General features: G+C 59.2%; 9 protein-coding genes. 4 read left to right on the plus strand and 5 right to left on the minus strand.

Going from position 1 to position 13,849, the window contains the following annotated elements:
- Positions 1-4: 4 nt before the first annotated feature.
- The 4 genes from JMF85_RS05430 to JMF85_RS05445 form a co-directional block, all read right to left on the minus strand.
- Positions 5-1,201, minus strand: coding sequence for a class-II aminoacyl-tRNA synthetase family protein (locus JMF85_RS05430; protein ID WP_127608694.1), 1,197 nt, complete (start codon positions 1,199-1,201; stop codon positions 5-7).
- A 6-nt stretch (positions 1,202-1,207) separates the two neighbouring features.
- The gene (locus JMF85_RS05435) at positions 1,208-1,459 is read right to left on the minus strand and encodes an acyl carrier protein (RefSeq protein WP_054798620.1); all 252 of its coding nucleotides are present in this window, start codon (positions 1,457-1,459) and stop codon (positions 1,208-1,210) included.
- A 152-nt stretch (positions 1,460-1,611) separates the two neighbouring features.
- The gene (locus JMF85_RS05440; protein WP_236595745.1) at positions 1,612-4,863 is read right to left on the minus strand and encodes an FG-GAP repeat domain-containing protein; all 3,252 of its coding nucleotides are present in this window, start codon (positions 4,861-4,863) and stop codon (positions 1,612-1,614) included.
- Positions 4,864-4,973: 110 nt separating this feature from the next.
- On the minus strand, positions 4,974-6,488 hold the full coding sequence (locus JMF85_RS05445; protein WP_127608696.1) for a diguanylate cyclase domain-containing protein: 1,515 nt from the start codon (positions 6,486-6,488) through the stop codon (positions 4,974-4,976).
- Between the two features lie 351 nt (positions 6,489-6,839).
- Here JMF85_RS05445 and JMF85_RS05450 point away from each other — a divergent pair, with 351 nt between their 5' ends.
- Positions 6,840-9,359, plus strand: a complete 2,520-nt coding sequence (locus JMF85_RS05450; RefSeq protein ID WP_127608697.1) for a U32 family peptidase — start codon at positions 6,840-6,842, stop codon at positions 9,357-9,359.
- A gap of 261 nt (positions 9,360-9,620) precedes the next feature.
- Here JMF85_RS05450 and JMF85_RS05455 read toward each other — a convergent pair whose 3' ends face one another.
- The gene (locus JMF85_RS05455) at positions 9,621-10,685 is read right to left on the minus strand and encodes a glycine-rich domain-containing protein (protein WP_201317870.1); all 1,065 of its coding nucleotides are present in this window, start codon (positions 10,683-10,685) and stop codon (positions 9,621-9,623) included.
- Positions 10,686-10,928: 243 nt separating this feature from the next.
- On the opposite strand from JMF85_RS05455, the gene JMF85_RS05460 reads away from it, so the two are divergent.
- The 3 genes from JMF85_RS05460 to JMF85_RS05470 all read left to right on the plus strand — a co-directional run.
- Entirely contained in the window at positions 10,929-12,068 is a 1,140-nt protein-coding gene (locus JMF85_RS05460) for an ABC transporter ATP-binding protein (RefSeq protein WP_201317871.1), read from the plus strand.
- The gene (locus JMF85_RS05465) at positions 12,061-12,774 is read left to right on the plus strand and encodes an ABC transporter permease subunit (protein WP_174817596.1); all 714 of its coding nucleotides are present in this window, start codon (positions 12,061-12,063) and stop codon (positions 12,772-12,774) included. Before JMF85_RS05460 ends, JMF85_RS05465 begins: the two co-directional genes overlap by 8 nt.
- A gap of 23 nt (positions 12,775-12,797) precedes the next feature.
- Positions 12,798-13,849, plus strand: a 1,052-nt coding sequence (locus JMF85_RS05470; protein ID WP_201317872.1) for a GldG family protein, incomplete at its 3' end; no start/stop codon positions are given.

Below are 13,849 nucleotides of genomic sequence, written 5' to 3' on the forward strand. Positions count from 1 at the left end.
CGCGTTAGACCGATTTTAGCTGCCAAGCGTGATATTGCTCGCGGAACGCAGCCGGCCACTCAGACTCGTCCAGTCCGTATTGGGCCAGGAAAGCGAACGTCCACCGCTCGATACCGAAGCCGACGCAGCCGGTGACGGCGGGACGCTTGCCCGTTTTGATATTAAAGGCGTTGCCGAACGTATTGCTGTGGAAATTGACCGAGCTGCAGGCGATCGATTTCTTAATATGCGGAATGGTCAGTCTGAGCTCGTATTTCATCTCTTGATTGCGTTGGAACGAAGCCTTTACCTGGAAATCGTTCGTGAAGAACGGGTCGTTGGCGATTTCCATCACGCTGTCCACGTTCCATTCGACGGCCAGCTCTTTCAAATATTCGATAGCGCGAAGTCGGTTCTCCTTCACGAACTCCGGTTTGCCGACGAAGATGATCTCGCGCATGCTGAAGTCGAGCAAACGCCCGAAATCGGTATGGTTGCGCGATTCGAAGCGATGGCATTTGGAGATTGCCGTGACCACGACGCCATCGCCATCGAGCGTCTCGTTCTGCAGCCCTTCGTAGCAGTGGTAGCATGTCGAAGGGTTCATTGTAAACTTCGGCTTCGGCATGTTGGCGTTCAGATCCAGCGGCGCGTCGTGCTGCCAACCGCCGTTGTCGCGGACCGCTTGGGAGAACGCTTCGATGATGTCCAAATCCTCCCGCAGGTGAGTCAGAAAATGAATGTGCTCCGGGAACGAAGTGAAATGGTTCGTTTTGTTCAGCGAGTCGGCGTGAATGACGGCCGGATATTCTTCCGTGGTGACGCCTTCGAAGCGGCTGGCGATCTTGGACACGAAGCTGTAGTCGAAGAAGCGCATCAAGCTCGAGAACGGCTCGCGGAAGATGAACAGGCCCGGCTCCAGCACCTTGATGATCTTCTTGGCGGCGAGCTCGGCGATAATATCCTGCTCGTACGGGGTAACGGTTTTGTGTTCGAAAAGAATATTTTCCTTAAAGCCGAAGTCCCCTTGAGAGAAACGGTCGATCAGCTTGCGGACGCGATCTTCGATCGCGCCGTTGCCTTTCGGAGATTCGTGTACGATGCGAAGGGTCGTGCCTTCGAGCCGAATGTCCGAGATCGTCTCGTCAATGAACGAAGCAGCGTATTTCACTTGTCCGTGTTGGCTGGGGGCAAGGCCCTCCAGGGATACGATACATTCCACCTTGCGTTACCTCGCCTTCTTGAGATGAATGAACGATGCGATTTCCCGAACAGTGTTCATAGGATGCAGCATGAGATCTTGCGGCGTCACTTGGATGCCGTACGTCTTCTCAATATGCGCGATCAACGCGGTCGCGCCGATGGAATCGATAAAGCCGTAGTCGAACAGATGAACGTCAACCGTGAAGTCGTCGTCGTCATCGGCGATGTCGTAGCGGCTTTTGATATGCGATTCCAGCTCTTCAAGCAGTTCTTGCATGGGGAAGCCTCCTCAAGAATTGTAGCTTTAACGAAACAGGGACGTTGGAACGTTGGAACGTCAACAGTCGATTGTTGAATGATCGAACCATGATGCGCTATGGATGCGCCGATTTACCGGTCCTTGGAGCGGGCGACCGATCAAGCGCCGGACTACGGCTCGCTCCAAGTAATCGTCAGCTCTACAGGGTCGCCGTAATGCGTGACCGTGTATGTGCCGTCTGCTGCGTCATGCCGAACGTCCGCATCCGGCCCTTCGATGACAAGCGGCTTTGCGCTTTGCAGCTTCACCTGCTGCATGCCTGCCGCGTCGAGCCGCAGCGTCCAGCGGCCCGGGGCCGCTTTCAGCACGTACGGCACGTTCACGCGCTGCATGTGCAGAGGCGCGGTGTCCGCCGCGGCCGTGTCCGGCTTGACGAAGCGCACTTCCGTCGGCCCCGGCGCGCCGAAGTAGAGTTTGCCGCCGCGCAGATCGCGCACGTCGGCGTGCGTCGTCGGCTGCCGGCCGGTGTACGCGCTGCCCGGCTCGACGACGAGGCCGAGCGTGCCGCGGTATTCCGCCGCCTGTTCAGGTACGGAAGCTGTGTCCGGCGTAGCCGTGAACCGCGGGTCGGCCGGCAGGCCGAGCATCCTGTTCAACCGCAGGGTCACGGCGTCCATCCAGGAGCGGTGCAGTTTCACATCGGTCGTCATCGCGTTCATGAACGTACGGGCCATTTGCGGTTCCGTCATAAAATTATAGTTATGCGCTGTGCGCAGCTCGTCCAAATATTGAACGAATTCCAGCAGCTCGTTCACGCGCAGCGGAAAATGGTACTCGATATGCTCGAAATAATCGATCGGCATGTCGTTCGCGACATAGGCTTCGAACAAGTCTTTCGTCGACGTGTTCGGGTCTGTCCGCAGCACGGGCGCCGGCGTGTAGAGCATCATCGGCTGCTTCAGATCCGGCGCGCCGCCGGAGTCGGTCATCAGGAAGGGCAGCCCCCAGTTGTATTCGACGCCGAGCCGCGGATCGGCTTTGATGAACGAAGGCTTGAAGCCGAAGTTAAACCAAATGTCCGCTTCCCGTTCGTTCGTAAACGTCTGCGTTCGCGCCGGGTTGTTGATGCGCCACGTATGCTGGTTCGTGCCGGTCTGTTTCCACGGGATGCCGAGCTTGTCGAACGCCTGCCGGTGCAGGGCGATTTCCTGCTTCTCCTGCGCGTCGCTTGTATATTGGTGAAAGAAAAGATGCGGGTACAACTCCAGTCGATGTTCCGCACTATAGTGAATAAACTCGGCGAGCTGTTCCTTGTAAGGAAAGCCGGGCTCGTCGATGGGATAAGGGGCGCTGAATTCGAGCTGCCCGACGACCAGGTCGTCCAAGCCGTCGCCGTTCAGATCCGCCCACAGCGGAACGGCGTTATGGCCGCCGACAAGCGCATGGTTGCCCAGCTGATTCACGGTCGCGCCTTCCACGACGCCGGCATCGCGCCACGTCATGGCGCCTGCGGCGTCCGTCTGCTGCACGTAGACGCGCAGGTCGCCTTCCAGGCCGCCGACGACGAGGTCGGCGCGTCCGTCGCCGTCCATGTCGCGGACGGACGGCGCAGCGAACGCCGCGGGCAGCCGGAACAGCGCCTGCCCGCGCCCGAACCCGGGCGCGCCGCCGGTCCCCCGCGCGCCGGCAAACAGCGTCACCGCACCATCGGCATCCCCGACCACAAGGTCGGGGATGCCGTCTCCGGTGACGTCACCGACGGCCGCCGCCAGCGGTGCAGCGGCGCGAATCGGCTGCCCGCCGCCAAGCAGCGGAGCGGGCGCGGTGAACCGGCCGCCGGCTGCGCCGTAAGCGACGGCGAGCGTGCCGTCGGCCCGGCCGATCAGCAGATCCGGCCGGCCGTCGGCGTTAAGATCGTACGCTGCGACACCGGCGTACGGACCGCCTGCGGTCAGCGGAGCGCCGCCGGTGTCGCGGAGCGGCTCGCGCGGACCGAAGCTGAGCGGCGGCGCCTGCCCTGCAGGGAGCGCCTGCGCCGGATGGGCCTCGCCGCCGGCCGTGAGGCCGGGGTACAGATACAATCCGCCGTCGCTGGAGCCGACGGCCAAATCGATCCGCCCGTCGCCGGTCAGATCGGCGAGCGCGGGTACCGCCCGCACCGGCTGCGTAATCGGATCGCCGAGCGACCGGTACTCCGGGTACGCGGCCAGCCGGATCGGAGCGCCGTCCGCCAGCAGCCGCGTGCCGCTGGAGTAGAACGAGTTCGGCGTTTCGCCGGCGAAGGCGGGCTTCGCGTTCGTTCCCGTGTTTAGATGAACGACGACGGATTCCTGCCAACGCCCCCACGTGAACGCGGAACGGACGAGCGAGAACGACGGGATCTGCTGATGCTTCTTCAGCAATTCCGCCCATTGGATGCCTTCCCCGTCGCGAATGGCCTCCATCGCCTCAAAATGATTCTGATGCGCCATCGCAGGCCGCCCATACGGGCCGAGCGTCTTCTTCACGCTGTAACCAAGCTTCAGCTTGGATATGTAAGCGGCGTATTCGGTGCGCATCAGCGCATTGCCCGCCGAGAACGTAAAATGAAAGTACGGTTCCACGGGAAGCTGGCTGCGGTCGAAATAAAGCGCGCCGGTCTTCGGCCGGATCGCGGCATTCTCTTCGGCGGCCAGCTTATCGAAGCCAAGCGCCGGATCCATGCCGCTGCTCAAGTCGTAGCCGGTTAAATAATAGCGGTTGGGCAGCAGCGTGCCGCTCAGGAAGACGGTGCCTTCTCCGTAGCGGTTCACCGTATACAGCGAGATGCCGTTCATCGCCACAAGCGTCTTGGCCGTTGAAGGCACCATGCCCTTGCCCCAAGAAAAACGGCTCAAGCTGCCGTCCGTATCATGACGGAAGAACGTATCGGCGAACGTGCGCAGCACCTGCTGAATGCCGAGCAAATCGGCATCGACGCCGGGATACGTCCACAGGGTGGCGCCTGCTGCTGTCGGGAGCGCCTCGCGATCGGGCGCAGGCACGTCCACCAGACGAGCCGCGCCGAGAAAGGCGGGCTCGAAATCGGCGGCGAACGCATTTTCAAGGAACAAATGCCCGCCCCCCCGAACGTAAGCCTCAAGCGACTGGCGCTGAGCATCCGTTAACGACCGGTGCAGGGACGGGTCCAGGTAAATCGTGTCGTAATCGTGCAGCTTTCGCGCCGATAAACGGGCGAGATCCTGCTTCTCGAGAACGAGCCCGGCCAGCAGCGATTGGCGCAGCTGGCCATATGCGGCCGGGTCGAACGCATCGCCCTGCGTCGCATACAGCATGCGCACCTCGAGCGTTTTGTCGCCGCCAAACAGAACAACAAGAAGAACCGCAAGCGGCAGCAGCCCGAGCGCGGTTACAACCAACTTGCGGAAAGGAGTACGTTTCAAAACAAATCCCTCATTAAGGCAGCTTGCAGGCGATCCGGCCCAGACGGCCGTGCCCGTAAGCAACAAATTGGGTGTTACCCCAGACATTATAGCACGGATGGCCGCCTTTGTTAACTTTCGCGGTCGTAGTCCGGGAAGCTGACGGCTACGCGGTTGCGGCCTTCGGCCTTCGCCCGGTACAGCGCTTTATCCGCATATTCGACAAGCTGCTCGGGGGTGCCGGCCGTATCGGGAACGATTGCAGTCAAACCGACGCTGACGGTCACGTGTTCCGCGATTTTCGATTGCGCATGCGGGAGCGCCAGACGTTCGATGCGGGAACGAAACTCTTCGGCTAAGTGGAAGGCCTCCTGGAGCGATACGTTTTTCAGGACAGCGGCAAATTCCTCTCCGCCATAACGGGCGACAAAATGCCCGTGCTCGTGCAGCAGCCCGCTGGCGACGGCGGCAATGACGCGAAGCACCTCGTCTCCTCCCAGATGCCCGTAGTGATCGTTATAGTACTTGAAATAATCGACGTCGAATAAAAAGAAAGCCAGCGTCGATTCGCCGGCCGCTCCTTCGTTCCAAGCTTGCAGCAAATACTCGTCCAGCTTGCGGCGGTTCGGAATGCCGGTCAAGCCGTCGAGGTCGGACAGCTTTTGCAGCTTCCCCAGCGCGTCCTGCAGCTTTTTCTCGGTATTTTTACGGGCGGTGATGTCCCGAATGGTAATCAAATAGGCGCCTTCTTCTTGATAAACAATCGGAGAGACGGACAGCTCGACTTCGACCGTCGTTCCGTCCAAACGCAAAAACCGCTGCTCGATCAAGTCCGATTTCAGCGTTCCTGCCTTTATGGATTGCCAGTCCCGGTAGGCTTTCTCCAAGAGCGACGGATGGATGAAGTCGACAATCGGACGGTTTAAAATATCTTTCGGAGACGCGGCATGAAGCAGCTTCAAGCCTTTATCGTTGATGAACACGATGTTGCGGCCGGATATCGCCAGCGTAGCGTCCGGTGACGAAGCGATGAGGTGCCGGTATCGCTCCTCGCTTTCCTGCAGCTTCCGAATGGAGGCATGAGAACGGATGATATTTAGAAAAATGTATACCGACAGCAGTCCGACGCCCGTGGAGACGAGCCATTGATTCGTCAGAACCAGAGGCGCTTTACTCAGATTGCCGGCCTGATTCAAGTTAATCAGAATGATGATGGAGATGCCAGTCATCGCGAAGACGTTCAACCCGAAGAAACGCAGCAGGGTAAGTCCTTTGCGTCCTGCCAGGAAGCCGCATACGACGGAGATCAGAAGCATCATGCCACCCGACGTGAAGGCGGCGAAAGAGGCGCCGAACAAGCCGATGCGTCCGCAAAGGATGAATACGCCTGCGATGATGGCCGGAATCGGCCCGCCCTGCAGGGCGGCGATGACCATAGGGATATGCCGCAGATCGGCGATGACGTCCGATTCCACGTGAATGCTGAAAATCATCAGCAGAACGCCCAGCAGCCCGAAGCAGATCCCCGCGAACACTTTTGTCGGCCAGGGAGAGTCCACGTGGAGCGGTCGTTCTTTGAACCATTGTCCTATAATAAAAAAGGAAGCGACGAGTATCGACGCGTTCGCAATAAAGTCTTTGAACATGATTGGCGGTCCTCCACCATTTTAAACTTGCTTTTACTATACAGGAATCTTTTGCCCATCATAACTGGTAATAAATGGGTTCCCTCCCGGTTAGAAGGGGCGCGGGATTTCCGCCGCTGCGATAGGTGAAGCGGGGGATGGGCAGTGCTGCTCCTGTATGTAATTCGTCATGTTTTGACATCTTTCCTTTAAGTTCGAGCATGAATTGATTAAAATTTGATCCTTTCGGATCAATGAGCCGCAGGGGCGCCGAATGGTTTGCCGGGCCGCTTTCTGGTACACTAGAGAAAAAAGCGATGACCGGTAGCTGAATATAAACTGGCTGTACGGCTTGGAGGTAGGGATTTTATCATGCGGGACATACGTAAAACGGATATCGAGCTGCTCGCTCCGGCGGGGGATTGGGATTGCATGCGGGCGGCGGTGGCGAACGGAGCGGACGCCGTCTTTTTCGGGGTGGAGAAGTTTAACGCGCGGGCTCGGGCGAACAATTTTTATACGGACGAGCTTCCGGACATTATGTCGTTCTTGCACCGATACGGGGTCAAGGGGTATTTGACGTTTAACATTCTGGTGTTCGAAGAGGAATTGGATGATGCGCGGCTGCTGATCGAAGCTTGTATCGATGCAGGCGTCGATGCGGTTATCGTGCAGGATTTGGGGCTGGTGCGGTTGATTCGGGAGATCTCTCCGGACTTCCCGATTCACGGCTCGACCCAAATGACGATTACGTCGCCCGAAGCGGTGGAGTTTACGAAGCCGTACAATATGGAGATTGTGGTGCTCGGGCGTGAAAATAATTTGAAGCAAATCCGGCAGATCGGGGAGCAGGCGAAGCTGCCGATGGAAGTGTTCGTGCACGGAGCGTTATGCGTCTCGTATTCGGGACAGTGCTTGACTTCCGAAATGTGGGGCGGGCGCTCTGCGAACCGCGGCGAATGTGCCCAGGCCTGTCGACTGCCGTACGATTTAATGGTAGACGGGCAGCCGAAACCGATGGGCGATGTGGCGTACCTGCTGTCGCCCAAGGACTTGGCAGCCATTGAGCTGATCCCGGAATTGATCGAGGCGGGCGTGAAATCGTTCAAGATCGAAGGCCGGCTGAAAAGCCCGGAGTACGTGGCGAACGTCGTCGGCAAGTATCGCCGCGCGATCGACCGTTATTTCGACGGCGAGAACCCGCAGCCGACGAAGGAAGAGCTTCGCGAGCTGGAGCAAAGCTTCTCCCGCGGCTTTACGTACGGCTTCCTCAAAGGCACGAACAATAAACAGCTTGTCGAAGGCACGTATCCGAAAAGCCGGGGCGTTTACTTGGGCCGCGTCAAGCAGATTCTCCGCGACGGCGTGGTGTGCGAGCTTGAGGCGCCGTTGAAGCGGGGCGACGGCATCGTGTTCGACGCGGGCGACCCGACCAAGAAGGAAGAGGGCGGCCGGGTCTACGACCTGCGGCGCAAGGGCGCGAAGTTCGAGGGCGAGGCGCCGGGCGGCGTGATCGAGATTATTCCGGGGCGCAATGATGTTGACTTGAGCCGGGTGCATGTGGGCGACCGGATCTGGAAAACGAACGATCCGCATCTGGACAAGCGGCTGCGCCAGACGTACGAAACGGACAAGCCGTACCGCGTCTTTCCGGTGCGCGTGAAGGTGACCGGCGCGGCCGGACAGCCGCTGCGCAGCGTATGGACGGACACGGCCGCCGGGCACACGGTAACCGTCGAGTCCGAGCTTCCGCTCGTCCCGGCCGAGAAGCGGCCGATGGACGCCGCGCTGTTCGAAGAGCAGTTCGGGCGTCTTGGCGGTACGGTGTTCGCTTTGGAGTCGGTCGACGTCCACTTGAACGGCGACTTAATCTTGCCGATGCGCGAGCTGAATCAGATGCGCCGCCAAGCGGCGGAGCTGCTGCTCGCCGAGCGGGAGCGCCCGCGCGCTTATGTGAAGCGGTCGGTGGACGTTTATAGCGATACGCCTGCGGCGCCGGCGAAGCCGGCAACGCCGCAGGGCGGGAAGGCGCAGGCGCGGCTGACGGCGCTGTGCCGCAGCCTGCCGCAGGTGGAGGCGGCCGTTGAGACGAACGTCGATCTGATCTACGCCGACTTTGAATTCATCAAGCAGTTCCCGGCGGCTGTGGAAGCTTGCCGCCGGGCGGGCAAGCGGATTGCGCTTGCGACGCCGCGCATTCATATGCCCGGAGAGACGGGCTATTTCAAAAATATTTTGAACCTCGGACCGGATGCGGTGCTTGTGCGCAACACGGGGGCGGTTTACTGGTTTATGCGGTATTTGGCGGAGCATCCGAACGAGCCGCAGCCGGAACTGATCGGCGACTTTTCTTTGAACGTGGCCAACCATAAGGCGGTGTCGCTGTTCTTGGATGCCGGGCTTTCGCGCGTGACGCCGTCTTACGACCTGAACATCCAACAGATGGTCGATCTGCTGCGCCGCAGCGAGACGTCGCGGCTCGAGATTGTCATTCATCAGCACATGCCGATGTTCCACACGGAGCATTGCGTGTACTGTACGTTCATGAGTCCCGGTACGGACTACACGAACTGCGGCCGCCCTTGCGAGGAGCATCGCGCTTCGCTGAAGGACCGCGTCGGCTTCTCGCATCCGGTGCGTGTGGACGAAGGATGCCGCAACACCGTGTACAACGCGATCGACCAATCGGGCGCGGAATACCTGGCGAATTTCATGGAGCTCGGCGTAGGCCGGTACCGCGCGGAGTTTCTTGAAGAAACGCCGGAGAAGGTGCGCGAAGTGATCGGTTTGTACGAACGGGCGCTGCGGGGCGAGATTACGGGAACGACCGTTTGGAAGACGCTCAAATCGACGAACCAGCTCGGCGTGACGCGCGGACAGCTGGTGAAGTAAGCCGGCGGGGGCGGGCGCCAAGAAGGAAGCCGCGGATGGTGTAAAGCGGATGACAGCGAATGGACGGGTATTTCGAGCTGCCGACAAGGGAATAGCTTCTGCCCAGCTGCAATAACGGAATGATAGTGCCACATTCGGCCCGTTTCCGGGCTCTTCCATAAAATAGCGAAAATAGCGGAACAATGATGCTGGATTTGCCTCGAGATCAACCCTCACGGGTCGGGAGAAGGGCAATGGCGCACCAGAGTTCCGCTATTTTTATTAGTCGCCGCCTCCGCCGCATCCGGATGAACAGCTGGATGAGGAGCAGCCGGAAGACGAACCGCCGGACGAGGAGCCCCCGTCATCGCTCCCGCCGCCGCCGCGGTCGTCATTCCATGAGCCGGAGCCGCCGCTGCTGCCGCATCCGGAGGAGCTCGAGGCTGCATGCTCCTGTTCCCGGCGGCGCGCCTCCTCCTCAGCGTAGTGCTGCGCCATCAAATCGTCGAAATCGCCGAGATCCGCCGCCGAGTATACGATGAGCGCCCCGGCCAAATACGGCATGTAGCTTGCGGAATCGTGCGCGGGTTTCTCGGCGGAGTAGACGGCGCCGGTCTCGGCGTCCGCCGCTTGCTCCGTGGCTTTGCGGATCAAGCGGGCGATCGTCTCCCCGATCTCGGGATAACGTTCAGCAGCCTTGCGGTTGAACAGGCGGTCAGCGAGCTCGGCCTCGTCCGCTACCCGCAGTTCCTCCAGGCGCCCGCGGTCGAGCGGATACCGGAAGAACGGCGTCCAAATCCGTGAGGAGTACGGAGTCGGGATGAACAGATTCGCGTATACCCAGTCGAACCATGCCCGTCCCCCGGGATCCGGTTCTCCGCCGCTGTGCGGTGCGTGATGGATGACGGAGCCGACGAAAGCTTCGCTGAATCGATGGTATTCGCGGGTAAACATCAGCATTTCGTGCCAAATGTCGTCGACGGCCTCGCTGAACATCGGTACGTCCTTTAATATCGCCGTCATCAGAAAATATCGTTTTAATTCAAGGAACTTCCAGTTGAATTCGGACGTCGTCATTTGCGGGTGCTTTCGCTGCACACGTTCTCGGAGCATCGCCGGGAAATCCCCGGCAAGCGCCTGTTCGAGCCTTTCCACGGCCGGGCTCAGCGGAAGATCCGGCTGGATACCGAGCGCTTCGGGCAAAGGACCGTCTTCGTACAACGGCTGACGGCCGGGTCCTGACGTACCGCCGCGATGGCGTCGGCGCTGCGTTTGCCCGCGATTCAACAGGGCGATACTGACAAAGACGAGAATGCCGAACAGCAGGATGAGGATAGCGATGACCATGCAGTTCCTCCTTGCAAGGGATTGGATGTAGCTTCCATTATACCAAATGGCTTCGAGCTCTGCGACGAGTGCCGAAAGTTCACAAGTTAGACACATTTTTTTAAGCAAATTTTCAGCTTTGGTTAAGCTGGCATTATTGTTCCGCCCTTATCCTGTTGCTTGTGGTTAGACCGGCCTTAAGTTGGAAATGGCTGTAGGTAAAGGGCATATGAAGGATAGGTTTTAACGATGGGAGGTTTTGACGTGCTTGAGGTCAAACAGGTCAGCAAGTTGTATGAGAATCAAAGGGGCGTCCGTGACATCGATTTCTCGATGAGCCGGGGCGAGATCGTGGGGTTCCTGGGACCCAACGGTGCGGGCAAAACGACAACGATGCGCATGATCACCGGCTACTTGAACCCTTCGCGCGGATCGATTGCGATTGACGGATTGTCCATGGCGGATCATCCGAAAAAGGCGCGGCAAAAAATCGGTTATTTGCCGGAGACGCCGCCGCTTTACCCGGAAATGTCCGTGCTGTCGTATTTGAAATTCATCGCCGACCTACGGGATATTCCCGTACGGGAGCAGAAGCAGCGGATCAGCGAGGTGATCGGGCGCCTCGGCCTGCAGGGCCGGGAGCGGCAAATCATTCGCAGCCTGTCCAAGGGCTACAAGCAGCGGATCGGGCTTGCGCAGGCCATTCTGCACGGACCGGATCTGCTTGTGCTGGACGAACCGACCTCGGGCCTCGACCCGAAGCAGATTATTGAAATCCGCCAGCTTATCCGCGAGCTCGGGGAAAATCATACCGTGCTGCTGAGCACGCACATTTTGCCGGAAATCAACGCGCTCTGCAACCGGGTGCTCATTCTGCATCAGGGACGCATCGTGCTCGACGGACAGCCGGATCAATTGGCGAACTCGCTGAACGATACGTTCGAGGTGTCGCTGGAAGTGAAAGGTCCGCGCGAGACGGTGCTGGCCGAGCTTCGCGCAACGCCGGGCGTATCCTCGGTGCGTGAGCTGACATCCGAGGCCGAATCGCAGCCGGCCATAGCGGCGCCGCTTGAGGAGCGGGCAGGCGAAGCGGCTGCCGGGGAAGAAGCGACGGCTGAAGGTTCGACGTCTTTAGCGGACGGGTCCGGGTCTGAGTCGGGAACGGTGAAGGCCGTTGTCGCGGCGAGCGACCGGGAGGACATTCGCGAAGCGATCTTCTACCGGATGGCTGAGCGGAGACTGCCGATCCTGGCGATGAAGAAGGAGAGCCTCAGCCTGGAGGACATCTTCCTGAAGCTGACGACCGATGAGAAGCTGGACGATGCTGATGCCGGCTCCGATTCCAATTCCTTCGAAGTCGCCGAAGCCGAATCCGAAGAGAAGGAGGTGAACGCCCGTGCGTAGAACGATGGCCATGACCCGCAAAGAGCTGCAAATGTACTTTTATTCGCCGATCGCGTATGCGGCGTTCGCTTTCTTTTTCGTGATCGCGGGGTATTTCTTCAGCGCCAATTTCTTGTACCCGCCCTATGTGGTCGACGTGCGGCCGGTGTTCGGCAATGTGACGTTCGTGTTTCTGTTCATCATCCCGCTGCTGACGATGCGGCTCGTCTCCGATGAGCTGCGGCAGGGCACCGACGAGCTGCTGCTCACCTCGCCGGTCAGCATAACCGAGATCGTCGTCGGCAAGTATGCGTCGGCGCTGACCGTGCTGCTGATGCTGGTGGCGGGCAGCTTGCTGTATCCGCTTATCTTAAGCGCCTACGGCCCGCTCGATCAGCCGGTGCTGTGGCTGTCGTATTTGGCCATGTTCCTGGTCGGAGCGGCGATGATGGCGGTCGGCTTGTTCGCCTCTTCACTCTCGGCGCACCAGATGGTGTCGGGTATCGCGGCATTCGCCATCCTGCTCGTGTTCTGGACGATCGAGTGGCTCGGGGATACGGTAGGCGGGAAAGTCAAAGATTTTCTCGGCATGTTCTCCATCGTCAGCCGGGCCGCCGACCTGCAGAAGGGTGTGCTCGATTTCGCCGACGTGCTGTTCTACGTGACGTTCATTCTGGTGTTTCTGGTGCTTAGCATCCAAGTGCTGGAACGCAAGCGCTGGAGATAAACCGGGAAGGGGGAAGATGCGAAGTGAATAAATGGATCCGCGGAACGAATGCGACTGTATTGTCGCTGGCGGTTATCGGCATTTTTATCGTGCTGACGATCTTCTTGAATTCCGCCAAAAACATGCAGGTCGATTTGACGCAAAACAATAAATTTACGTTATCCGATCAAACGAAGCAAACGCTCAGCGCCCTGGATAAGGATATCCGGATCTTGTCGTTTACGACGACGGAGACGAATCCGTATATGAAGCGCGAAGTGGTGGAGCTTGTGGAGGAGTACAAGAAGCGCAGCGGCAGGATTACGTTCGAAGAATACGATGCCGTCGCGAACCCTGCGGTCGCGAAGCAGTACGAAGTCGACCCGGCCGGGACGCTCGTGGTGCAGAGCGGGGAGCAGAAGAAGACGCTGCCGTTCTACGACATGTTCCTGCCGAGCCAACAAAATCCGAACGGCTACAGCTTCAGCGGCGAGGAGAAGCTGACGCAGGCGCTGGTGAATTTTAACGTTAAGGAGAAGCGGAAGCTGTATTTCCTGAGCGGGCATAATGAAATTCCGCTGACGCAGATGACGCTCTGGCGTTCGGGTCTGGAAAGCGCGAACTACGAGGTGAAAGAGCTCAACCTGCTGCGCGAAGGCAAAATTCCGGACGACGCCGAGATGCTCGTCATTGTCGGTCCGGAAACCGACCTGAGCGACAAGGAAGCGGAGCTCGTCAAGGCCTATATGGACGGCAAGGGCAAGCTGTACCTTGCGCTTGGCTTTAACCCGGACATGTCTTCGAAATGGAAAAATATCGACGCGCTTATGTCCGCCTACGGCATCAAGGACCAGCATGCGGTTGCGATCGAGCCGAAGCAAAGCGCCATGTACGATCCGCTTAGCATCGTGCCGGAGTACAGCGGCCATGAAATTACGCGGAAGCTGCAGGAATATAACCTGCTGACAGTCATGACGCTGGCGGTGTCGTTGAAGGTCGACCAGCCGAATGCGGATTATCCGGCGACGGCCATTTTGTCTACGACGGATAAGGCCTACGGCGAGACCGACTTGAAGGCGCTCGCGGGCCAAGGCAC

The organism is Paenibacillus sp. EPM92, from assembly GCF_016586185.1.
Lineage (GTDB): Bacteria > Bacillota > Bacilli > Paenibacillales > NBRC-103111 > Paenibacillus_G > Paenibacillus_G validus.